Annotated in this window: 18 protein-coding genes, 1 tRNA gene and 2 pseudogenes; 18 read left to right on the plus strand and 3 right to left on the minus strand. The window is 59.3% G+C overall.

Annotated features, from left to right (window positions below):
- Window positions 1-78 precede the first annotated feature (78 nt).
- The 4 genes from C7477_RS09715 to C7477_RS09730 all read left to right on the plus strand — a co-directional run bounded on the left by C7477_RS09715 (window position 79) and on the right by C7477_RS09730 (window position 2,920).
- Window positions 79-168: transfer RNA gene (locus C7477_RS09715), tRNA-Ser, on the plus strand.
- Window positions 169-272: 104 nt separating this feature from the next.
- Complete coding sequence (locus C7477_RS09720) at window positions 273-812, plus strand: ImmA/IrrE family metallo-endopeptidase (protein ID WP_110751514.1); 540 nt, start codon at window positions 273-275, stop codon at window positions 810-812.
- An 11-nt stretch (window positions 813-823) separates the two neighbouring features.
- Window positions 824-1,906 carry a hypothetical protein gene (locus tag C7477_RS09725; protein ID WP_110751516.1) on the plus strand — a complete coding sequence of 361 codons (1,083 nt, stop codon included), beginning with the start codon at window positions 824-826 and terminating at the stop codon, window positions 1,904-1,906.
- Between the two features lie 141 nt (window positions 1,907-2,047).
- Window positions 2,048-2,920 (plus strand): helix-turn-helix domain-containing protein, encoded by an 873-nt coding sequence (locus C7477_RS09730; protein ID WP_110751582.1) that lies wholly within the window; start codon window positions 2,048-2,050, stop codon window positions 2,918-2,920.
- Window positions 2,921-2,939: 19 nt separating this feature from the next.
- Here C7477_RS09730 and C7477_RS09735 read toward each other — a convergent pair whose 3' ends face one another.
- On the minus strand, window positions 2,940-5,057 hold the full coding sequence (locus tag C7477_RS09735; protein ID WP_110751584.1) for a TonB-dependent siderophore receptor: 2,118 nt from the start codon (window positions 5,055-5,057) through the stop codon (window positions 2,940-2,942).
- Between the two features lie 222 nt (window positions 5,058-5,279).
- On the opposite strand from C7477_RS09735, the gene C7477_RS09740 reads away from it, so the two are divergent.
- The 13 genes from C7477_RS09740 to C7477_RS09800 all read left to right on the plus strand — a co-directional run bounded on the left by C7477_RS09740 (window position 5,280) and on the right by C7477_RS09800 (window position 20,384).
- Window positions 5,280-6,275 (plus strand): iron-siderophore ABC transporter substrate-binding protein, encoded by a 996-nt coding sequence (locus C7477_RS09740; protein WP_110751518.1) that lies wholly within the window; start codon window positions 5,280-5,282, stop codon window positions 6,273-6,275.
- Window positions 6,272-7,315, plus strand: coding sequence for a FecCD family ABC transporter permease (locus tag C7477_RS09745; RefSeq protein WP_181418387.1), 1,044 nt, complete (start codon window positions 6,272-6,274; stop codon window positions 7,313-7,315). The genes C7477_RS09740 and C7477_RS09745 overlap by 4 nt, the downstream gene beginning before the upstream one ends.
- A gap of 2 nt (window positions 7,316-7,317) precedes the next feature.
- Window positions 7,318-8,352: a FecCD family ABC transporter permease gene (locus tag C7477_RS09750; RefSeq protein ID WP_110751522.1), complete on the plus strand. Its 1,035-nt coding sequence runs from the start codon at window positions 7,318-7,320 to the stop codon at window positions 8,350-8,352.
- On the plus strand, window positions 8,349-9,203 hold the full coding sequence (locus tag C7477_RS09755) for an ABC transporter ATP-binding protein (protein WP_110751524.1): 855 nt from the start codon (window positions 8,349-8,351) through the stop codon (window positions 9,201-9,203). Before C7477_RS09750 ends, C7477_RS09755 begins: the two co-directional genes overlap by 4 nt.
- An 87-nt stretch (window positions 9,204-9,290) precedes the next feature.
- Entirely contained in the window at window positions 9,291-10,220 is a 930-nt protein-coding gene (locus tag C7477_RS09760; RefSeq protein WP_110751526.1) for an ArsR/SmtB family transcription factor, read from the plus strand.
- 126 nt (window positions 10,221-10,346) lie between these two features.
- Entirely contained in the window at window positions 10,347-11,858 is a 1,512-nt protein-coding gene (arfA, locus tag C7477_RS09765; RefSeq protein ID WP_110751528.1) for an arabinosylfuranosidase ArfA, read from the plus strand.
- 5 nt (window positions 11,859-11,863) lie between these two features.
- Window positions 11,864-12,934, plus strand: coding sequence for an ABC transporter ATP-binding protein (locus C7477_RS09770; protein WP_110751530.1), 1,071 nt, complete (start codon window positions 11,864-11,866; stop codon window positions 12,932-12,934).
- Window positions 12,935-13,073: 139 nt separating this feature from the next.
- On the plus strand, window positions 13,074-14,342 hold the full coding sequence (locus tag C7477_RS09775; protein ID WP_110751532.1) for an extracellular solute-binding protein: 1,269 nt from the start codon (window positions 13,074-13,076) through the stop codon (window positions 14,340-14,342).
- A gap of 70 nt (window positions 14,343-14,412) precedes the next feature.
- Window positions 14,413-15,291 carry a carbohydrate ABC transporter permease gene (locus tag C7477_RS09780; RefSeq protein ID WP_110751534.1) on the plus strand — a complete coding sequence of 293 codons (879 nt, stop codon included), beginning with the start codon at window positions 14,413-14,415 and terminating at the stop codon, window positions 15,289-15,291.
- A complete protein-coding gene (locus tag C7477_RS09785; protein WP_110751536.1) occupies window positions 15,288-16,118 on the plus strand; it encodes a carbohydrate ABC transporter permease in 831 nt (276 codons plus the stop codon). Before C7477_RS09780 ends, C7477_RS09785 begins: the two co-directional genes overlap by 4 nt.
- 68 nt (window positions 16,119-16,186) lie before the next feature.
- Window positions 16,187-16,954 (plus strand): LamB/YcsF family protein, encoded by a 768-nt coding sequence (locus tag C7477_RS09790; RefSeq protein WP_110751538.1) that lies wholly within the window; start codon window positions 16,187-16,189, stop codon window positions 16,952-16,954.
- A gap of 5 nt (window positions 16,955-16,959) precedes the next feature.
- On the plus strand, window positions 16,960-18,639 hold the full coding sequence (locus C7477_RS09795; protein WP_110751540.1) for a 5-oxoprolinase subunit B/C family protein: 1,680 nt from the start codon (window positions 16,960-16,962) through the stop codon (window positions 18,637-18,639).
- Window positions 18,636-20,384: an acetyl/propionyl/methylcrotonyl-CoA carboxylase subunit alpha gene (locus tag C7477_RS09800; protein ID WP_110751542.1), complete on the plus strand. Its 1,749-nt coding sequence runs from the start codon at window positions 18,636-18,638 to the stop codon at window positions 20,382-20,384. Before C7477_RS09795 ends, C7477_RS09800 begins: the two co-directional genes overlap by 4 nt.
- A 402-nt stretch (window positions 20,385-20,786) precedes the next feature.
- On the opposite strand, the gene C7477_RS19505 is transcribed toward C7477_RS09800, so the two are convergent.
- A complete protein-coding gene (locus tag C7477_RS19505; protein WP_425373547.1) occupies window positions 20,787-21,023 on the minus strand; it encodes a putative Ig domain-containing protein in 237 nt (78 codons plus the stop codon).
- A 69-nt stretch (window positions 21,024-21,092) separates the two neighbouring features.
- Here C7477_RS19505 and tnpC point away from each other — a divergent pair.
- Window positions 21,093-22,541: pseudogene (tnpC, locus tag C7477_RS09805) on the plus strand (IS66 family transposase); the annotation flags it as partial.
- A 28-nt stretch (window positions 22,542-22,569) separates the two neighbouring features.
- On the opposite strand, the pseudogene C7477_RS09810 reads toward tnpC, so the two are convergent.
- Window positions 22,570-23,605, minus strand: a pseudogene (locus tag C7477_RS09810) (recombinase family protein); the annotation flags it as partial.
- Window positions 23,606-23,902 lie beyond the last annotated feature (297 nt).

Genomic DNA, 23,902 nt, shown 5'->3' on the forward strand with positions numbered 1-23,902 from the left:
GGGAGTCTCTCGTTGGCTGATGGTGCCAGTTTTCCACTATAAGACAGCGCGCGCTTCGAAGTGCGGGCCACCCTACGCGGAGAGGTGGCTGAGTGGTTGAAAGCACCGCACTCGAAATGCGGCATGGGGGCAACTCCATCGGGGGTTCGAATCCCTCCCTCTCCGCCATTGCTATACGCTAATAGAGAAATTATATTGGTTGCACGATTCTCTCGGCTCTTGAGGGTCACGCAATTTGCAGAGCCCTCTTAATGCGCTAATCGGAAAAAATCATGTCGGCGGAGCAAATCAGTCCTAAACCAAGCAGGCTCTCCAAGGCCACGGTAGAGCGCATTGCTGAAACGATTGCAAAAAAGCTTGGCTTTCGCCCAGACGGCAGCATTGAAGATATTGTTGCACGTTTTGGGGGGAAAATTATTGTAGGAACCAACGGGCATGATGACTACGAGAGTGGTTCTATAGTGGCTCGCAGCCTTAATGATTTTACAATTTACCTTTCCAAATTCACATCCTTAGCGCGCGATCGTTTCACCATCGCGCACGAGTTGGGCCATCTGTTATTGCATCTGAGTGTGGTGCAAAAAGAAAAGCCAAATGCGATTATGCGCGCCACTCGATGGGTTGATGACAAAAATCCGGACCAACAGCGTGCTGAATGGGAAGCGAACTGGTTTGCGGCGGCCTTTCTCATGCCATCGAACGAATTCAAAGAATTATACTTGGCTAAAGGCGCCGAAGAAGCTCAAAAGGAGTTTGGGGTTTCGGCCAAAGCAATCGAAATTCGGGCAAAGTCCCTGAATCTAACACTGTAAGTTGGGTTTAAATGCTTGAAGTCGAAGCTCCGGAGTACCGTGTACGATTGTTCCTCTCTGTCGATCTAACCGGCTCTACTGATTTTAAATCCAAAAATAACTCCACAGCTTGGCTTAAAGCGTTTCAAAGATTCTACGGGGAGTTTCCTAAGACCTTTATCTCCATTTATGAAGATGTCTGCGGGCACATCCCACAAATGGCCGAGATCGAAAAGGCGAACTTCCCCAAAGTTTGGAAGACCATCGGCGATGAAATTATATTTGTTAATCGCGTTTACAGTCTATGTCACGTAAGCGCTTACGTGACAGCCTTTGTAGAGACACTAAAGCGATTTGGTCAAGAACTTCAGCTGTCTTACAATTACAAACTTAACACAAAAGGTAACGCATGGGTTGCTGCGTTTCCCTCTCCGAATTGCAGCATTCGTCTAAGTATAGACGGCCGACTAGATCCCATTAACGGGACCGACGAACTGCCCTCTGAAAAAAGCGAATGCGACGTGGACCAGAATCCGAGATTCTTCGACTTTTTAGGAAAGGGAATTGACGGTGGATTTCGTATAGCTCGAAATTCGACGATTAACACGCTTACTGTTTCACCTGGACTTGCGTATCTATTATGCAAAGCTCGAAAAAATGTAGATACTACTCAATTTATAATCGATCTACATTTTGCAGAAATGCAAGAGTTTAAAGGTGTCGCCAATGGCGAACCTTATCCAATTATTACAATTGATACCACAAGAGATGAAAAGAGAAAAAATCTCATTTCTCAGCAACGAAAATTATTGAAATCTCATTCGGATTTTGATGTTGATGGCCTAACAGCATATCTTGGTGACTTTTTAGATTTTTATAAAATTGAAAAACCACTTTTAAAAATACAATACAATAACAATACAGAGCCATTCCCAGATCATTACACGGAATACCTACATGAATGGAATGCGCAAAAAGCGCAGCTTTCCAATATTCAGGATATGGAAGCTGCATCAGGTAATGCTGACCGAGATGGCGACGCAGATATCATAGATGTTAATGAGGAGCGCACTGCAGAAGATGTGATGATGTCGATCACGGACGCTTTAATTTAAAGAGAGGCATGACGGGCCTTTGCGCCCCCGACTTCCAGCTTCAGCCGTAAAGCAGCTTGCCCTGAAAAATTAATATGATACTAAATATCATATTTAATCGGCAAGCACAGGTGACTTCCGCCATTGACCTATCGGCATTCCATGACTTGCCTTTTCGAAGGCATCCGGGCGCTCGCCCCGGCCAGATGGCGGGGTCTCGATGGCATGATGAGCGTCTATTGGGACGCCGAAGGCCAATCAGGCGCAAATGCCTTTTACATCTCCCCAGATCCCCGCATCGTGATTTTCTTCAACGACGTGTCGCCGCATATCCGCATGTCCAATGAGGACGGGCGGCATGACCGCCCGATGACCCGCGCAGTCTATGTGCCGGCAGGCGCTCCCCTCTGGACGAGGTTCACGTCCCCGCACCGCTTCTCCCATCTCGACCTGCATCTGCACAAGGACAAGCTCCTGCGCTTTCTCTCGCCCTCGGTGGGGTCATCGGCTGCGCGCTCAGCCCTCCGGCGCCCGGTGGAAATTCAGGATGTCGGCGCGATCGAAACGCTGGCTGGCTTGCTGGTCGACGAAGTATCGAGCCCTTCGAGACATCCTGTCTACGCCGAAAGCCTCGTCGGCAGCATTGTGACCGGTCTTCTCGATATTCCCGGTGAGGCAAGCGTTGAGGCCAATGGCAGGCTCACGCAGGCGCAGATGAACAAGCTGACCGCGCGGCTGAATAGCCGCGGCGATGCCCGCCTGAGCGTTGCCGAGATGGCCGCGGCGGTCGGCTTGTCCGAAAGCTGGTTTGCCCATGTCTTCAAGCAGACGACAGGCAAGACGCCGCTGCAATGGCAGCTTGGCCGACGCATTGAGCTTGCGCAGGAACTGTTGGCGGAAAGCAGTCTCACCGTGGCGGACATCGCCGCCCAGCTCGGATTTTCCGATCAGGCGCATTTGACCAAGGCCTTCCGCCAGATATCAGGGGAAACCCCGGCGGCCTGGCGGCGGATGCGTTTGTCCCACCCGAAATAAACCGGGTGGGACGGTTGCATCACCAGGTGCGGCGCACCGTTGCGTAGACCGCGCGTCCGGGATTGTAGAAATCGGCTCCGAAACCGCCATAGGCGACGTGCTTCTCATCGAACAGATTGCTGACGTTCACTTCAAGCGCGGTGTTCTTCTCGATCTTATAGGTGAAGGCCGCATCGACGGCGAAGCTGCTGCCGGTCGATTGCGTGTTCGCATCGTCGAAGTAATACGCGCCAGAATATCGTCCGCCGACACCGAATGTCATGTCGCCGCGCCGTCCACTTCCCTCAAGCTTGTAGGTGCCCCAGAGCGAGGCGATATGCTCGGGCACGAACTGCATGCGGTTGCCGTCATTCTTGCCGGTTCCGTCTTCGACGATCTGCGAATCGAGGTAGGAGTACGCGGCGGTCAGGCTGATATTGTTCGTCAGTTCCGCCTTGGCTTCCAGATCGATGCCGCGAACCCGGACCTCGCCGATCGTAGACGGTAGGCTGGTGATGGGATCGGTGACCTGGACATTTGTCTTGGTCAGGTCGTAAACGGCGGCGGTGAACATGCCGGGGAAGCCGGCGGGCTGATATTTGACGCCGATCTCGAACTGCTCGCCGCGCTCGGGTTCCCTGCCGATGGTCGGGGGAGCCACGGATTCGGCGTAGCTCGCATAGGTGGCAAGTTGGTCGGTCCACCGGTAGGTGAGGCCGAAACGGCTCGTAAACTCGCTGAGATCGTCCTCGGTCGTCACGCTCGCCAGCTTGTTGGTCTGCTCGATATCCATCCAGTCATTACGCAACCCGACGGACGCGATCAGTTTATCCGCGAAGGTCAGATCCTGCTGGACGTAGAGGGCCTTGGTCTTCTGGTCGCTTCGCGTGCTCGCAATCAGCGGAAGCGATGCGGGCGCGCCGGTATAGACTGGATTCGTCCAGTCTATGCCCGGTGCCGGTCCCCAATACGTATCGTTGTCCGATGAGAAATCATTATATTCAACGCCGACGAGCGTGCGGCTATCGATGTTTTCGAAGCTCGCATCATATTGCAGGCGCGTATCGATGATGAAATTCTCAGCCTCGGTTTCGTTGCCGAAGAAATCCCGCTTGGCGATCGTCGATCCATTCGTGGGTGTGGCGGAGATATAGGCGTAGCCGAAATCGCTCTTGGTGTCGCTATAACGCGCGTTGGAGGAAAAGCTGAGGCCATTGCCGAAATCATGATCGAGCATGACGCTGACGGTATTTCTGTCGGCGCCGCGATAGTTGAAATCCGGCTCTCCGAAGAAGCGGTCGCGGTCGAAATCCGAACCCACCGGATGCCCCCCGCTGCCGGGAACGCCGTCGCGGTTGAGATGATCGAAGACAATCGTCACATTGGTGGCATCATCAGGACGCCATGTCAGCCCGCCCATGATGAATTTGTCGTCATCGCGGGAATAATCATACTCCGCGTCGGCATCCCGGAGCTTGCCGGTAAGGCGATAGGATAGCGTATCGTCGGTAGTCAGATTATCGCCGAAATCGAAGCCGACTTCCTTGCGCTCATACGAGCCGCCCGTGACATAGGCCTCGCCGAAGCGCTCGGCTTTAGGCCGCTTGGTGACGTAATTTACCGAGCCGCCCGGATCGGAGACGCCGAAGACGGTGGAACTGGCTCCCTTCAGCACCTCGACGCGTTCGAAGGCATAAGGCTCTTCGCGTATCGCGCCGAAGGGGCGGCCAAGCGAGAGCCCGTCGCGGTAGGTATTGGCATCGAAGCCGCGAATCTTGAAATAGTCGAAACGGTCGTCAGAGCCGTAGAAATCCGTGACGACGCCGGGCGTATATTGCAGCACCTGTTCGACATCCTGCGCGCCGCGCTCCTGAATCTCCTTGGCCGTGATCACCGAAACCGAGGCGGGCGTATCCAGAATATCGGTCGCCATTTTGCTGCCGCTGGAGGTCTTGGTCGCAACGATCGACTTCGCATCGTCATCGCGTTCGCCGCCGCCCTCGACAGTGATCGTTTCGAGAACGATGGGAGAATCCGAATTTCCTGCCTCTTGCGCCAGCACCCCGGTCGGGAAGGCGACGAGCGCCGTGCAGCCCAAAAGCAGCGCATTCCGGTAACGGGCTCCCGCCCGCTTGCCGCGCGTTGGTTCGATTTCCATGATCAGGTCCCACAATTCGATATTATCGTTGCCCACTCCGGCAGCACCGGCCTTGCGCCTATTAACTTGAGCCTCTTTCTCCAGTATTGTAAATTTCCCCGGTTTTGTAGGAAACCACGGAAACTTCGCCGCCCCTGCGCCAGGATGCCGACATCTCGCTTGACGCCGCCGGATGAAGTTGAGAGTGGAGGTCAACTTAAAACATTATAGCGGGTTTCGCCAATGCTGAAGTTCTTGCCGCTGCCCATATCACTTGCCGCAGCATGCCTGTCGTTCATCGCATTCGGCTGCGCGTGGGCCGGGGAGACTTCATACCCCATCACCATCAAACATGCTCTTGGCACCACGATCATCGCCCAAAAGCCCGAACGGGTGGCGACGGTCGCCTGGGCGAACCATGAGGTTCCGCTGGCGCTGGGGATCGTGCCCGTCGGTTTTGCCGCGGCGAATTTCGGTGATGACGATGGCGATGGGCTGCTGCCCTGGGTGGCCAAAAAGCTGGCCGATCTTGGCGCCCAAAAGCCGGTGCTTTTCGATGAGGGTGACGGCATCGACTTCGAGGCCGTCGCCGCCACCAATCCGGACGTGATCCTGGCATCCTATTCTGGCCTAAGCCGTCAGGATTACGACACGCTGAGCCAGATCGCGCCGGTCGTCGCCTATCCCGAAGCCCCATGGTCTACCGACTGGCGCGAGATGATCCGCCTGAACAGCGCCGGGCTGGGCATGGCCGCCGAGGGCGACGCGCTGATCACGCGGATCGAGGGCGAGATTGCGCAGACCCTTGCCGGACATCCCGAACTCAAGGGCACGTCCGCCATGTTCGTTACCCATCTCGATGAAACCGATCTCAGCACCGTCAATTTCTATACCTCCAACGATACACGAGTGAAATTCTTTAGGGATCTGGGACTGGAATCGCCCAAAAGCGTCCTGGAGGCTTCGAAGCCCGGGCAGTTTTCTGGCTCCATCAGCGCGGAACATATCGATGCGTTCGATGATGTCGACATCGTCGTCACCTATGGCGCCAAGGAGCTGATCGACGCGCTGAAAGCCAATCCGCTCACGTCCAAGATGCCGGCTGTCGCCAAGGGCGCGGTCGTCATGCTGGGCCGCGACCCGCTCGGCACCGCGGCAAATCCGACCCCGCTTTCGATCTCGTGGGTGCTGAAGGATTATGTCGCCCTGCTCGGCGAGGCAGCCAAGAAATCCAGATGACCGCAGAAAGCATCGCATCCGCCGGGCGGACGTCTTTTAGCGGAAAATCGAACCGCATCCGAACCCTCTGGCTGGCTCTGCTGATTGTCGCCCTCGCCGCGCTATGCGCCCTTTCCATAGGCGTAGGCACGCGCGAGGTGGCGTGGACCGACATCCTCGCGGCGCTGGGCGGTCAGGTCGATAGCATCGGCCAGGCCGCCGTCAGCGTGCGCGTTCCGCGGACGCTGCTTGCCCTCGTGGCGGGCGCCGCGCTCGGGCTTGCCGGGGCGCTCATGCAGGGCGTGACGCGCAATCCGCTTGCCGATCCGGGCATCCTGGGCGTCAACATGGGCGCGTCGCTCGCCGTCGTCGTCGCCGTCGCATGGTTCGGCATCGCTTCGTCCCATGCCTATATCTGGACGGCCATTCTCGGCGCCGGGTGTTCGGCGGTCTTCGTCTATATCATCGGTTCATTAGGGCGCGGCGGTACAACACCCCTCAAGCTGGCGCTTGCCGGAGCCGCCACCTCGGTCGCCTTCTCCTCGCTGGTGATTGCCGTGGTGCTACCGCGAAATGACATCGCCGGCGGCATCCGCGCCTGGCAGATCGGTGGCGTCGGCGGCGCGACGTTTGAGCGCATTTCCCATGTGCTGCCGTTTCTCGCCGTCGGCTTCGCCATCAGCCTGCTTTCGGCGCGAAAGCTGAACTCGCTGGCGCTGGGTGACGAACTGGCCGCCGGGCTCGGCGAGCGCGTCGCCGTCGCCCGCGCCGTCGCCGCTTTCGGCGCGATTCTCCTATGCGGAGCGACCACCGCAATTTGCGGCCCCATCGGCTTTGTCGGACTGATCGTGCCGCATTTGTGCCGTTTGCTCATAGGCGTCGATCACCGATGGCTGCTCCCCTTTTCAGCGCTCAGTGGCGCATGTCTGCTGCTCATTGCCGATATCGTCGGGCGCATAATGGCCCGGCCAGCCGAACTTGATGTCGGCATCGTCACCGCCCTCATCGGCGCGCCGTTCTTCATCTGGATTGTCAGGCGCCAGCGGGTGCGTGAGCTGTGACGATGCTTATTCCCACCATCGATTCCATCGCCGACAACCGCCGCCGCCGCGCGCGCCGGCGCAACCTTGTGATCGCCTTTCTCCTGGCCTTACTCGCCGCGACCATCGCCCTCACCCTGTCTCTGGGACAATCCTTCACGCCGCCGCATGACGTCATCCGCGTGCTTCTCGGCCAAGACGTGCCGGGCGCAAGTTTCACCGTCGGCCAATTGCGGCTGCCACGCGCCGTTCTCGCGGTCCTCGCAGGCCTGAGCTTCGGGCTGGGCGGCGTCGCCTTCCAGATCATGCTGCGCAATCCCCTCGCCAGCCCCGACATCATCGGCATCAGCTCAGGCGCAAGCGCGGCGGCTGTCTTCGCCATCGTCGTGCTGTCGCTGAACGGGCCAATCGTTTCAGTTTTCGCCGTCATTGCCGGTCTGGGCATCGCGCTGCTGGTTTACGGCCTTTCGTTCAGGAACGGCGTTGCCGGAACGCGGCTCATCCTTGTCGGCATCGGCGTCTCGGCCATGCTGGAAAGCTTCATCGCCTATATCCTCGTCCGCGCCCCCGCATGGAACCTGCAGGAGGCGATGCGCTGGCTGACCGGCAGCGTCAACGGCGCGCAACTCCACCAAGCGCTCCCGCTCTTGCTAGCGCTCACTGTCTTCGGCGGCCTATTGCTGATCCGCGCGCGTGACTTGGAAGCGCTGCGGCTGGGCGACGATACCGCTTCGGCCCTGGGCGTCCGGGTTGCAAGAACCCGCATCATGGTGATGATTGCAGCCGTCGGCATGATCGCGTCCGCGACGGCGGTGACGGGGCCTATTGCCTTCGTCGCGTTCCTGTCCGGCCCGATCGCCGCCCGCATCGTCGGCAACAATGGATCGCTGCTGATCCCATCGGCGCTTATCGGCGCGGTGCTTGTGCTGGCGGGCGATTATTGCGGCCAGTTCCTCCTGTCCCACCGCTATCCCGTCGGCGTGGTGACCGGCGCATTGGGCGCCCCCTACCTCATTTTCCTGATTATCCGCGTCAACCGGACCGGAGGCTCGCTGTGACCGTACATTCTCTTACCGCCCACCAGCTTTCGTCCGGCTATGGCGATACCGAAATCCTGCATGGCCTCGATCTTGCCGTACCGCCCGGCAAGATCACCGTGATCGTCGGCGCCAATGCCTGCGGCAAGTCCACGCTCCTGCGCACCATGTCCCGGCTCATAGCGCCCCGCCAGGGCCATGTGCTCCTCGATGGCAAGTCGATCCACCGGACGCCACCCCGCGAACTGGCCAGGGTCCTGGGTCTCCTTCCCCAGTCGCCCATCGCGCCGGAAGGCATCGCCGTCGCCGATCTCGTCAGCCGTGGCAGGCACCCGCATCAGGGCATGTTTTCCCGCTGGACGCGCAAGGACGATGAGGCGGTGGCTGCAGCGCTTGCCGCTACCAAAACCGAAGACCTCGCCGAGAAGCCGGTGGATGAGCTGTCCGGCGGCCAGCGCCAGCGCGTCTGGATTGCGATGGCGCTGGCGCAGCAAACGGAAATCCTGCTGCTCGACGAGCCGACGACTTTCCTCGACATCAGCCACCAGATCGAGGTACTGGATCTCCTGACCGACCTCAATCATGCGCGCGGCACCACAATCGTCATGGTGCTGCATGATCTCAACCTCGCGGCGCGCTACGCCGACCATCTCGTGGCAATGGTCGCCGGCCGCCTGCACGTCTCAGGCAAGCCGGAAGACGTGCTGACGCAAGAGAATGTGCGCCAGATATTCGCGCTCGAAAGTCGGATCGTCACTGACCCGACCTCGGGCCGGCCCATCATGCTGCCGATAGGCAGGCACCGGATGACAAATGGCCGTACCGTCATCTCCTCCGAAGCCAGCGCCTCACGACAAGAACCGTCCCGCTAATATCCAGCCGTCAGTTTCTCGATTGTTGTTTCTTCAAATCGGTTATTCCGATATGGAACATTGATCGTGGGCCAATCGGTAAGCAAAATGAGCTCGAATTTCCTCGTCATCGATCCGGAAAAAGATCTGGCTGCCATCAAGGGCGTATCGTCTCTGCCTCGCATCAAGCTTTTGAAAGAATTATCGAAACGTCCCGGGATCAATGTGAACGAACTGGCGCAGGCGTCGGGCTTGCCCCAATCTTCCGTCTCCGCGCACCTTCAGGTGCTGGAAAAGGCCGGATTGGTTCGCACCGAGACGCAAAAGGCGCGCAAGGGAAACCAGAAGATCTGCTTTGCCGTCTATGACGAGCTTGTCGTCACCCTCCACCCCGCCGCCCAAGCCCTGTCGTCCGATACGATCGAGGTTTCCATGCCGCTGGGCCTCTATACCAATAACGCCGTAACCGGCCCCTGCGGCATCTGTTCCACCGACGGCATCATCGGCCTTCTCGATGTGCCCGAAACCTTCATGGATCCGGAACGGATGAAGACAAGCCTGCTGTGGTTCACCAGCGGCTTCGTGGAATATCAGTTTCCCAACAATGCGAAGCTGCACGGCGACAGCATAGAAGGCATTGAAATCGCAATGGAAGTCAGCTCGGAAGTGCCCGGTACGCTGGCAAACTGGCCCTCCGATATCGTTCTTTCCATCAACGGCAGGGAAATTGGCGTGTGGACCTCGCCGGGGGACTATGGCGACCATCGCGGCACCTATACGCCGGCCTGGTGGAAGCTGAAGGGCTCGCAATATGGGATGCTGAAGACATGGTCGGTCGGGCCGGCGGGGACCTTTGTCGATGGCCTCAGGATTTCCGATATAAAAGCCGATGATCTCGATCTGGACGATCATCGTTCTGTCCGCTTGCGCATCGAGGTCAAGGCGCAAGGCAGGCATCCCGGCGGCATCAACATCTTCGGGCGCGGCTTCGGCAATTACGATCAGGATATCATTCTTCGTTTGAAAACAAGGAAGTAAGGCGCGCACCGCCGCCTTCTTGTGCATCGCAGCACATTCTCCCCATTGACAAGCGGGCTTGCTGCGACGAACCTTATCCAAAAGTACGATTTATATCGTCGATATGGATAAGCGGGAGGAAGCAGTATGAAGGCACGCGTGGCCGTCCATAGGGATTTCAAGATCAGCGACATCGATGAGCGGCTCTATTCTGCCTTTATCGAGCATATGGGCCGCGCGATCTATGGCGGCATCTACGAGCCGGGCCATCCTCAGGCCGATGAGCAGGGTTTCCGCAAGGATGTGCTGAAATTCGTGCAGGATCTGAAAATCCCGGCCATCCGTTATCCCGGCGGCAATTTCGTCTCGGCCTATCGCTGGGAGGACGGCATCGGCCCGCGCGACCAGCGCCCCGTTCGCCTCGATCTCGCCTGGCGCTCGAAGGAAACCAACCAGATCGGCATCAATGAATTTGCCGACTGGGCATCGATGGCCGGTATCGAGATGATGCTCGCCGTCAATCTTGGCTCCCGTGGCCTGGAGGAGGCTCGCAACTTCCTCGAATATGCCAATTTCCCTTCCGGCACGGCCTGGAGCGATCTTCGCCGCTCGCATGGCAAGAACGATCCCTATGGCGTGAAGATGTGGTGCCTTGGCAACGAGATGGACGGCCCCTGGCAGATCGGCCATAAGGTGGCGACCGAATATGGCCGCCTCGCCAACGAGACGGCCAAGGCCTTCAAGAGTTTCGACAGCAGCATCGAGGCCATCGTCTGCGGCAGCTCCAATGACGGCATGGCGACCTACCCCGAATGGGAGCGCGAGGTGCTGGAAGAGTGCTACGAGAATGTCGATTACATCTCGCTGCACAAATATTTCGGCAACAAGAGCAAGGACACGCTTAATTATTTCGGCAAGATCGAGGAAACCGGCCGCTATATCCAGACGATTGCCGGTACCATCGACTATGTGAAATCGAAGAAGCGGGCGAAGAACGACGTCCATATCTGCTTCGATGAATGGAACGTCTGGTACCATATCCGCGACGAGGACAGCCACCGCTGGCGGACATGGGACTGGCCCGAGGCGCCCGCGCTTCTGGAGGAAACCTATAATTTTGAGGATGCGCTATTCGTCGCCGGTCTTTTGAACGAATTCATCCGCCGCTCCGACCGCGTCCGCATCGCCTGCATCGCGCAGCTGGTGAATGTGATCGCGCCGATCCGCGCCGAGAAGAACGGCCCGGCGTGGCGGCAGACGATTTACCATCCGTACCGCTTTGCATCGATTTACGGCCGCGGCACGGCGCTTCGCGTCGCCGTCGATGCGCCGACCTATGACTGCCGCGTCGCCGACGATGTCTCCTATCTCGATGTCGCCGCCGTTCAGAACCACGACGAAGGCACGCTGACCTTCTTTGTCGTCAACCGCCATCTGACCGAGAGGGCCGAGCTTGATGTCAGCCTGACCGGCTTCACCGATGCGGCGCTGTTCGAACACCACGCCATGGAAGGCTACGGCCTCAACGACACCAACGGGCCGGACCGCCCCGACCACGTGGTGCCGAAACCGGGCTCCGGCATTGGCGTCGAGGATGGCAAGCTGAAAGGCTCGATCGCGCCATTGTCCTACCATGTCTTCCGCTTGAGGGTGGGCTGAAGACAATGGGCGTTACCTTGACCAACGTGAGCAAGAGCTTCGGCCCGGTTGGCGTCGTCCATGATGTGAGCCTGGACATTCCCACGGGAGACTTCGCGGTCTTCGTCGGTCCTTCCGGTTGCGGCAAATCCACCTTGCTGCGCATGATCGCAGGCTTGGAGGACACCACCGCCGGCACGATCTCTATCGAAGGGCGCGACGTCACCGATGTCGAGCCGGCCAAGCGCGAAGTGGCGATGGTCTTCCAGTCCTATGCGCTTTACCCGCATCTCACCGTCTTCGAGAATATGGGTTTTTCGCTGAGCCTCAAGAAAACCCCTAAGAGCCGCATCAAGGATATGGTTCACGAGGCGGCCCGCATCCTTCATCTCGAAGAGCATCTGGACAAGCGCCCATCGCAACTGTCGGGCGGCCAGCGCCAGCGTGTCGCCATCGGCCGCGCCATCGTACGCCAGCCCAAGGTTTTCCTGTTCGACGAACCATTGTCCAACCTTGACGCCGAGCTCCGGGTGCAGATGCGGCTGGAGCTTGCCAGGCTGCACAAGCAGATCGGCGCCACGATGATCTACGTGACCCACGATCAGGTCGAGGCGATGACCTTGGCCGACCGGATCTTCGTCCTGAAGAACGGCAAGCTTCAGCAGGCAGGCAAACCGCTCGAGCTTTATGACAATCCCGGCAACCAGTTCGTCGGCGGCTTCATCGGCTCGCCCGCGATGAACTTCCTCCCCGGCCGGGCGCTTGGCCGGCAGGATGGATTGCTGCGGATCGGGCTGGAAAGTCTGGACGCGCACTTGCTGGCGAAGGTGGCCACGGAATTAAGCGAAGGGACCAGCGTCAAGGTCGGCCTGCGCCCGGAACATCTGCGGCCCGTCGAAGGCGGATTCAATGCGAGCGTCGAGATGGAAGAGGATCTGGGCGGCGTCTCCTATCTCCATGCGCGTCTCGCCGATGGCCGGATGATCGTCGTGGAGACGCGCGGACGCCGCGAAAGTCTCGATGGCCGGACCGTCTCTCTGGGGGCGGACCCCGGCGATGTTCTCGTTTTTGCGGAGGACGGTGGCCGGCTGCGCTGAAGCATGAGCATGGTCCCGAAAAGTTGGCTAGCTTTTCGGATAAGATCATGCGGCAAAACAAAGCCAGAACAAGGCATGCATGAATGGTTCAACCGCCACCGATGGGAGAAAGGTGGCCTCATTTAGGGAGGAGACTTCGATGCAATTCAGAAAGCTGCTTACCGCCACGGCAATAGCGCTGATGGCGATACCGGCGATGGCCCAGGAAAATATCACTTGGTGGGATTTTTTAGGGGGGGGTGATGGCGTGCGCATGAAGGCGCTGATTGCGCGCTTCAATGAAGAGCACCCCGATATCAAGATTACCAGCACGACACTGGAATGGGGCACGCCCTATTACACGAAGGTGCGTACCGCGGTGGCCGTCGGCCAGGGTCCAGACGTCATGACCTATCACCTTTCCCGCCTGCCGCTCGGCCTTGATGAAGGTGTACTCGATCAAGTCACAGACGAGGATCTAAAGAACGCGGGCGTCACCAAGGATAGCTTCTTCCCGGCATCGGTCAAAGCCGCGAGCTCCGATGACGGCAAGCTCTACGCGGTGCCCTTCGATATCCATTCGCTCGTGCTCTTTTACAACAAGTCCTATCTGGAAGGATCCAAATTCCTCGATGCCGATGGCAAGCTGACGGGAATCAACAACCTCCAGGATTTCGAGGAAGCTCTTGCCTATGCCAAGGAAAAGGGCGCTGCAGCGCCGGTTTCCTACGCTACCGCTGATGATGGCGGCGTATATCGTGTGTTCTACACGCTGCTTCGCCAGCAGGGTGGCGAGCTCATTTCAGGAAAAGAGGTTCTGGCCGGCGACAACCTCCAGAAGGCCGCGAAGTCCATTGAGGTCATGACCAACTGGGCGACCAAGGGCTGGCAGCCGGAACAGGCGGCATATGAAGCCTCCGTGGCGCTCTTCACGTCAGGCAAATCCGCCTTCTTCCTGAACGGCGTCTGGGAAGTACCGACGCTGGTGGACACGGACAAGAAGGGCGCGCTCGGCTTCAAATGGGGCGCGGTGCAGATTCCAAACCTGATGGGAACGCAGACGGCCTGGGCGGATTCCCACGCTTTCGCAATCCCGGCCAACAACAAGATGTCACCGGAAAAGCGCAAGGCCGTGATGACCGTCATCGGCTGGATGGAGAAGAATTCTCTGGCCTGGGCGGAAGCCGGGCACATTCCAGCCTATATGCCGGTGGCGGAAAGCGCCGAATTCAAAAAAATGGAGCCGAACGCCACCTATTCGGCGCTTGCGAACACTGCCTCCTACGATCCGCGTTCGCCGATCGCCGGGGTGGCGTCTCCGACCTACGACGCGGCGATCAATATCATCTCACCCGCGATCCATGGATATGCCGAGCCGATGGCGGCAGCGGAGCAGGTCAAGCAGGATTTGCAGGACAAGCTGCGGTGACGAAATGATCCGTGGCCGCATTTTACGTGCGGCCACGCTCTAATTCTGGGAGGGAGTGCCTGTCGTGGCCATGCTGACAAACCGGCGCAAGGAGGTGGCTGTCGCCGCTTCGCTCGTTGCGCCCTTCGTGCTGATCTTCGCGCTGGTGTTTCTTTATCCGACGATCCGGCTCGTGCAATTGAGTTTTACCGACTCGCCGCTGATCGGTGCGGGAAACTGGATCGGACTGGACAATTTCAAGCGGCTGCTGTCCGACAGGCTGTTCCTGACATCGCTGAAAAACAACGGCTATTTCATTCTCTTGACCGTCATCCCGACGACCGCACTGGCGCTCGGCATCGCGCTGATGGTCACGCGTCTTCGCGGCAAGTTGCAGGCGCTTGCGCTGGCGATTTTTTTCCTCCCCTATATCCTGCCGGTGCCTGTCGTCACGCATATTTGGACATGGATGCTGGACTTCCAGTTCGGCGTGCTGCAGCCGGTGATCACATTCTTCACCGGAAAGCCTGTTGCTGTCTTCAAGAATCCTTATTGGGTGATGCCTGCTATCGCCGCCGTGACGATCTGGTGGACCAATGGCTTCAATGTCCTGCTGTTCATCGCCGGGCTGCGCAATATTCCTAGGGATTACTACGAAGCCGCCCAACTCGACGGCGCCACGCGATGGCAGCTATTCGCCAGAGTGACCTGGCCGCTTCTGTGGCCCGTCACCGCGCTGGTGCTGACCCTGCAACTGATCCTGCAGCTCAAACTCTTCGATCAGGTCTATCTGCTCAGCAGCGGCGGACCCTTCAACTCATCCTATGTGCTGCTCCTGATGGTTTATCGCGAGGCGTTCCAGCTGAATCACGGCGGCTATGCTTCCGCCATCGCGCTCGTGCTGTTCGTCATCATCGCGGCACTTTCCGTTCTGCAGTTCCAGTTGCTTCGCGTGGGAGGACGCCGATGACGCGGACAAGAAAATTCGAAAACTGGATGCTGACATCAGGCACCTTTGTGGCTGCGGCCTTGTGGATATTTCCGCTCTATTGGGCCTTTATAACCTCGATCCGCACCGAAGAGCGGGTGGTGTCCAATGGGGCGGGCATTATTCCGGACGAGTTCAAACTCGGCGCCTATATCGATATCATCCGCAACACCAATCTCATCAATTGGTACATCAACTCCATCGCCACCGCCGTCATCATCACGATCGTGGTGATCGTTTCGGGCATGATGTGCGCCTATGCCATTTCGCAGATGCGGTTTCCTGGAAGACGCATCCTCTATGGCGTGGTTCTCGCCAGTTTCATGGTTCCCATCCAGGCATTGGTGGTCACCCAGTTCATCCTGATGAACGACATGGGCCTTATAAACACCTGGGCCGGCATCATCCTGCCGCAGCTTGTCGTTCCGGTCGTGATCATCGTCTACAAGCAGTTCTTCGATGCCGTGCCGAAGGAAATGCGCGAGGCCGTGGTGCTCGATGGCGGCGGCGACTACACGCTGCTGTTCAGGATATACCTGCCGCTGAACTGGGGCATCACGACCGCGCTTGCCATCATCACCTTCATCATGGCGTGGAACCAGTTTCTCTGGCCGTTCCTCGCGGTGACGACCGAGGACCAGATGACGATCCCGGTCGGCATTACGCAGGTCAACGATGCGTTCGGCGTGTTCTATGCACGGCTGATGTCTGTCGCATTGCTCGGCGCCATGCCGGTGGCCATCGCCTATCTGATTTTCCAGAAGAAGGTGACCGAGGCCGTCATGATCTCGTCCGGCGTCAAAGGATGAACAACGCGCAATAGACAGGATTGCTCGCTCTTGATAGCGTCTGGCTATCTTGGAAAAGGGGCGGTTCAGTGCTGACGATCGACCTCAACAGCGATTTGGGTGAAAGTTTCGGTGCATGGCGGATGGGCGATGATGCCGCTATGCTCGATATCGTCAGCAGCGCCAACGTCGCCTGCGGCTTTCATGCCGGGGATCCGGCGGGCATTCTGAAGACATTGCGCGTGGCCCGTGAGCGCGGCGTCGTCATCGGCGCACATGTCGGCTATCGCGACCTGGCCGGATTTGGCCGCCGCAACATGGATCCATCCAGCGAAGAACTAATCGCCGACGTCATCTACCAGATCGGTGCGCTGAAGGGACTCGCCACGGCAGCCGGTACGCGTGTCGCCTATGTGAAGCCGCACGGCGCCTTGTACAATACGATTTCCTTCGATGAGCGTCAGGCCGCCGATGTCATCGCCGCCATCCTCGGCGTCGACCCAAGCCTCGTGCTCGTCGCATTGGCCGGCTCGCCGTTGATCGAACAGGCACGGGCATCCGGCCTTGCGGTGGTGGCGGAAGCCTTCGCGGATCGCGCCTACACCGCTGACGGCAAGCTCGTTTCACGGCGGCAACCGGGCGCGGTTCTGCACGATCCGGAAATGGTGGCCGGGCGCATGCTTCGTCTCGTGACGGATGGCGTGGTGGAGTCGATCGACGGCAAGATGGCTGACATCGACGCGCAAACCATATGCGTGCATGGCGACAGCCCGGATGCGGTCGCCATCGCGCGCCGGCTGCGCTCCCTTCTCGAAGAGAACGGCCTCACCATTCGCCCCTTCGCCGCGCGGGTGTAGAAACGATGCAGCCCCCCGTCCCGGCACAAAATACATCGATCAACATTCTGCCCGTCAGGGCGGGCTGCATCCTGCTTGAACTCGCCGACCTCGACGCCACTCTGGGGCTGCTCGATGCCCTGCAAGCCAACCCCATTGCAGGCATTCGCGAAATCGTTCCCGGCGCCCGCACTTTGCTGGTCGAATTCGATCCCGGCCGGATTGCGCTTGCGGAACTGAAATCAGCGATAGCATCCCTGAGCGGAACCGGAAGAAAGGTTTCGGATGGGCCTCTCGTGGAGATACCTGTTCGCTATGACGGCGAAGACCTCGCTGATGTCGCGGGCCTGGTGGGAATGAGCGTTACGGATGTGGTGCGCCTGCACACGCAAAGCGAATATCTCGTGGCATTCACCGGTTTCGCACCCGGATTTGCCTATCTGGCGGGCGGCGATCCGCGTCTCGCGGTGCCGCGGCGCAAATCGCCCCGCACCCGCGTCCCCGCCGGCGCCGTTGGTCTGGCCGGAGAATTCAGCGGCGTTTATCCCAAAGCCGGTCCCGGCGGCTGGCAGTTGATCGGAACGACGCACCTCGCCATGTTCGACATCGACCGTACGCCCGCTTCACTGCTGCAGCCGGGAATGCGCGTCCGCTTCCGCGACATGGCGAGTTCGCCGGTCGTGGAAAGCCCCCACCTCCTCCCCGCGCAGGGGGAGAAGGAAGAAACGGCAACGTTGACGCCCCCCTCTCCCCGCTTGCGGGGAGAGGGTAAGGGTGAGGGGCAGACCCCCGCCATCGAAGTGCTCTCCGTGGCCCTCCCCGCCCTGTTCCAGGACTTGGGCCGAATAGGGCAGGCGCGCCAGGGCATCAGCACGTCCGGCGCGGCGGATCGGGGTAGCCTCAAGCGCGCCAATCGTCTCGCCGGCAATGCACCCGATACGGCGGCTCTGGAAATCACCCTTGGGGGCTTCAGCTTCAGGATGCGCGGTCGCGGCGTCATGGCCGTCACAGGCGCTCCCGTCATCACGACAATCATCGATGTAGCAGGCAAGAAAATCACCGCGCCGCATGATCAGGCCATCGCGCTCGATGACGGCGATCTGGTGGCGCTTCAGCCTCCAGCGGCGGGCCTTCGTTCCTACCTCGCCTTGCGCGGCGGCTTCGATGTGCGGCAAATTCTCGGCAGCGCATCCACCGATACGCTGGCGCAGATAGGCCCACTGCCAGCAATGCCGGGCGATATTATCCCCATTCTTGCCGCCCCCGCCGGATCGATCGTCTCGACGGAGGAATTGCCGGCTTTTGCGATGCCCTGCCCCGGCGAAACCGTGACGCTCGACGTGACCATGGGACCGCGGACCGACTGGTTTTTGCCCGAGGCGACCCAGAGCTTCCTCAAGCAGGAATGGCTGGTGACGCCGCAATCGAGCCGCGTCGGCATCCGGCTTCACGGCGAAGCGCTCGAACGTTCCAACCATGGCGAGCTACCAAGCGAGGCGACAGTGCACGGCGCCATCCAGGTGCCGGCCAATGGCCAGCCCATTCTATTCCTCGCCGACCATCCGCTGACCGGCGGCTATCCTGTTATCGCCAACGTTGCCGAGCATCATCTCGATCTTGCCGGGCAAATTCCTCCCGGCGCGCGCATCCGCTTCGCTGCAATGAGCCAGTTCATGTCTGAAGTCATTCCCGGGAAACAACGATGAAAAAGGTTCTGATAGCAAATCGCGGCGAGATCGCGATGCGGATCATCCGGGCCTGCAAGGATTATGGCCTCGCATCGGTGGCGGTCTATGCCGACGCGGATGCCGGCGCGCTGTTCGTTCGCCATGCCGACGAGGCCTATGCGCTCAACGGCGCAACGGCGAGAGATACCTATCTCGATATCGATAAACTGGTCGCTATCGCCAAAAGGTCCGGCGCCGATGCCGTCCATCCCGGTTATGGCTTTCTCTCCGAGCGCGCCGAATTCGCACAAGCGGTGATCGACGCCGGCCTCATCTGGATCGGACCGGATCCTGACGTCATCGAGGCGCTGGGCGACAAGCTGGAAGCGCGCCGCATCGCCCAACGGGTCGGAGCACCGCTGGTGGCCGGCAGCGAGGGCGCCATCTCGAACGCCGCGGAAGCGCTGGCATTCGCACGCCGCTTTGGCCTGCCTATCGCCATCAAGGCGGCGCATGGCGGCGGGGGACGCGGCCTCAAGATCGCCCGGCATCTGGACGAAGTGGAGGAACTGTTCGAGTCGGCAACCCGGGAAGCGGTGACCGCCTTCGGTCGCGGCGAATGCTACATCGAACAGTTCCTCGACCGCCCCCGGCACATCGAGGCACAGGTGCTGGCGGATCGCCTCGGCAATGTCGTGGTTGCCGGAACGCGCGATTGCTCCCTGCAGCGGCGCAACCAGAAACTGGTCGAAGAAGCGCCCGCGCCTTTCCTCTCGCCTGAGCAGCGCGAGAAAATAGAAACGGCTGCGCGCGATATCTGCGCGCAAGCCCGCTACACCGGCGCCGGCACGGTCGAGTTCCTGCTCAGCGCCAATGGCGTGATCTCGTTTCTGGAAGTCAACACGCGCCTGCAGGTCGAGCATCCCGTGACCGAAGAGACGACCGGCCTCGATCTGGTGATCGAGCAATTCCGTATCGCAGAAGGCCTGCCGTTGAGCATCACCCGGACGCCGGAACCGCGCGGGCATTCCATGGAATTCCGCATCAATATTGAAGACCCCGGCCGCGGCTTCCTGCCCTCCGCTGGCGATATCACAAGGTTCTCCCCACCGTCCGGCCCCGGCATACGCCTCGATTCAGGCATCGAAACCGGCTCGACCATACCGCCGATGTTCGACTCTCTTGCCGCCAAGCTCATCGTATCCGGCGCAACCCGGGAGCAAGTCATAGCGCGAGCCCGCCGCGCTCTGGGCGAGTTCCACATCGATGGCGTTCCGTCGGTCCTGCCATTCCACCGCGCGGTGCTTGACCACACGGATTTCTCCGGACCGGATTTCCAGGTTCATACCCGCTGGATCGAGACCGATTTTGGCGGCGCAATCGAATCCATGGCTCGCCCCGCGGCAACGGGGCAGACCGGAATGCTGCGCGGCAAGGTCGAACTGGACGGCAAGCTGGTCGAGGTCGGCATTGCCGACACATTCCTGGCGCTACTCGGTGGAAGATCACCAGCACCGGCGATGGCGGAAATCGAAGCCGCCGCAACCGATGGCATTGCGGCGCCGCTCACGGGAACGCTGGTACATTGGAACATTGCGGACGGCGATTTCGTGGAAGCCGGTACAGTCGTCGCAGTGATGGAAGCGATGAAAATGGAAACGTCTATAACGGCCCCCTTTGGGGGCCGGGTAATGATAATCGCCGAAGCCGGATCGTATCAGCCGGCGGGTGCAATGCTCGCGCGCATAAAAAGCGGCATTTCGGATGCCGGAGGCAAAATGTGAGCCTAAGGCTGAAAGTTTGCAATATTAACCAACTATTCGAAAATTATAAATCAATCCATTGATTGCTTAGCTAATCAGAATTTTAAATACATGCGTTTCTTATAAAAATTAACGGGGGAACCAATATGGAAAATGAAAATACCGGGGACCTATTTCGTATATAATTACAATCCATGCTTACGGACAAGACCAAATTTCCGGTTCTGGCCTATATTGTTTCGATGGCGATTATCGAAGCGGAGGATGCTTTTCAAAAGGAAGTCTCGGGGAGGGATGTGCGGCATCAGCGCCTTGAACGACGGTGAGGTGCGTCTGGCAGCCCGTTACCAGGGCATGTCCGGCAGCGGCTTTCCACCGGCTATCATCGTCATCGCGCTTATGTGCCAGAAATACGCCGTCGACCTAGACGTTGTAGCCTGCCTGCAGCGTGAACTTCACATACCGGCCGACGGGCGCTATCCTCCTGGTCGCGCCGGTGGCATCGGTCGCGATGATCGTAAATTTGAAGGTAGTGGCGACTGGCGGTATTCCCGAGAGAATTCCAGTACTTCCATTGAATGTCAGCTCGGGCGAAAGGTTACCCGAGAGAACATAGAGATAAGGCGCCGTTCCGCCGGAAGCGGTAAGCTCTGGCTGTATGCAACCCCGGCCGTTCCGCCGGAAGGCCCCGAGGCGGGAGAAAGGGACACTTCATGCTAGCTTCCCGCCATGGATGAGTGGCTATCGGAGATCGTAAAATTGCGCGCCGTGCTGGCGGCCTCGGAAGCGCGCGGCAAAAGTCGAGGCCGAACTGGCCAACGTTCGCGCCGTTGTTTCGATCTCCGAGGCCTTGATCGCTCATTTGAAGCTCGAGATACACAAACTGCGACGCGAGCAATATGGCCGAAGCTCGGAACGCCGCGCCCGGCTGATCGAGCAGATGGAATTGCAGCTCGAAGAACTCGAAGCCGACGCCACCGAGGACGAGATCGCCTCGGAGTGCGCCGCGACGAAGACTACAAATATTGCAGCCTTCGAACGCCGCCGGCGAGTACGCAAACCATTTCCCGGCCATCTGCCGCGCGAGCGCGTGGTCGTCGAAGCGCCATCCGCCTGCGCCTGCTGCGGTTCGGCTCGTATCGCGAAGATGGGTGAAGACATCACCGAGACGCTGGAGATTATTCCGCGCCGGTGGAAGGTGATCCAGACGGTGCGTGAGAAGTTCACCTGCCGGGATTGCGAGAAGATCTCGCAGCCGCCAGCCCCGTTTCATGCCACGCCGCGCGGCTGGGCCGGGCCGACCCTGCTCGCCACCATACTGTTCGAGAAGTTCGGTCAGCATCAGCCCTTGAACCGTCAGGCAGAGCGCTATGCAAGGGAAGGTGTCGACTTGAGCCTCTTGACGCTGGCCGATCAGGTTGGCGCCTGCGCCACCGCTCTGAAGCCGATCCACGAGTTGATCCGCGCCCATGTGCTCGCAGGCGAACGTATCCATGGCAAAGCCTGTCCTCGACCGGCCAAAGGCCGGACCGGGGGACACCACCGTGCCGCTTCTGGCAAGAGGCGCTACGAAGGAGGCAAGGCTCTGGACCTATGTCCGCGACGACCGTCCCTTCGCGGGAACTGCCGCGCCGGCGGCGCTGTTCCACTTCTCCGCCGATCGCCAGATGGTCCACCCCAACAAGCATCTTTCCGGATGGAAGGGCGTGCTGCAAGCCGATGCCTACGGCGGCTATAACGATCTCTATCGCGCCGATCGCAGTCCCGGATCAGTGGCCAGCGCCCTATGCTGGAGCCATTGCCAGGCGCAAGTTCTTCGAACTGGCCGATATCGCCGGCAATGTGCGCAAAGGCAAACCTGCGCACGAGATCTCGCCGGTCGCGCTTGAAGCTGTCAAACGCATCGACGCCCTGTTCGACTTCGAGCGCGGCATCAACGGCAAATCCGCCGGGAAGCGCCTCGCCGCCCGGCAGGAGCACGCCCGTCCGCTTGTCGCCGAACTGCACGGCTGGCTCACGGCCCAGCGCGCACAGATGTCGCGGCACAATCCCGTCGCAAAAGCGATCAACTACATGCTGGGCAAGGAGGGGCGCCGGGAAGCCTTCACCCGTTTCCTCGACGACGGTAGGATTTGTCTCACCAATAATGCCGCCGAACGCGCGTTGCGCGGCATCGCGAGACGTGTTTCATTATGCACCCCCTTCGTTAAGTGTATGAAAACATTGGAAGCGTGTCCGCGTCAACATCGCGCAACGGGCGACCTTTCCGGGCAATCGCCGCTCTGACCGGCTCGGATGTCAAGTCGGCGGCACGGATTTGATAGGGCGCTCGCGGAACAACCTGGACTGCAGGAAGAACGCCTGTGGAAACAAGGCGTCGCACCAAATAGCTTGAGACGCCCAACGCTTTGGCGACCTCCACCTGTGTGAGCCCTTCGCCATTCTTGTCGGCTGAACGGTAAGCATCGATGCCACGCACGTAACGAACAGATCGGACCCGATGGGCTGTCCAGGTCTTTCCCTGGCCGGTGGGAAAGCCCATTCGGTTGAGCGTGGCAGCGATATGCTCGTCGGACCAGCGGCCGGCCATGCTGCGGATGACGTCCAGTGCATCTTCGGCTGTCGCGCTGCCATGTTCACCGGATTGCGGCTTGCGAACACGCAGCTCCGAGTGCTGGCCATCCCGCCAATGGATCGTGAGCACGACATCGCGTATGGCATCGTCAACATCAACGATGATGTCGGCGATCAGCGTTCGAAGAACGCTGTTGGCGGGCACGCATCGTCACATCAGGAGTATTCCAGGCCGTTGACAGATTTTCCGCCAGATTGGCGAAAGCACCTGGATCAATCGCGATGGTCGTCGGGTCTTCTTTGGTGGACTGGCGCGTCTCCAGATCACGCACGCGGCGCAGCGCGATTTCCCAGTTCTTTTCCAATTGTGCGGCAATCAGACGATTGTCGGGATCACATGCCGCGTAACGCCGCTCGGCAAGACCGGCCTCGTAACGGGCCTGCTGGAGTTCCAGATCAAGGATCTGGCGCTGATCGTCAACTTGTTTACGGTGCATCCGCTCCGCCTCAACCGCGGCTTCGATCGCCAAGGGTTCTACCGCTCGTAACAGCTCCCGTGCCACCGCCGTGTCGATCTTCGGAGCACCGAAGGTCATACAACAAGGCAGCCCAACCAGGCTACCCCTATCGCAGCGGTAGACCGGCTGGCTGATCGGACCGCCCCTATAGCGTAAGCGCGAATTTCTCAGCACGTTGAATCCCGGATGAGATCGCCGATCATTTGCGCGGGGTTGGATTTGATGGTGAGCAACGGTTTTTGTCGGTTCAGGTCGATTTCCTCCGGTCCTGAACTTCAGTGATTATTTAAATATGTAAGCTTAACCACCTATTCGAAAATTATAATTCCATGGATTGATTAATTAGCCCGCCGGAATCTTAAATGCAGCATTGTTTATTGAATAATAAGGGGAGCGATCAATATGACTGCAGGTCTTAACGCCGAACCGCGTCTATCTTATATTATT

The sequence above is a fragment of the Paramesorhizobium leguminum genome (assembly GCF_003217235.1).
GTDB lineage: Bacteria > Pseudomonadota > Alphaproteobacteria > Rhizobiales > Rhizobiaceae > Paramesorhizobium > Paramesorhizobium leguminum.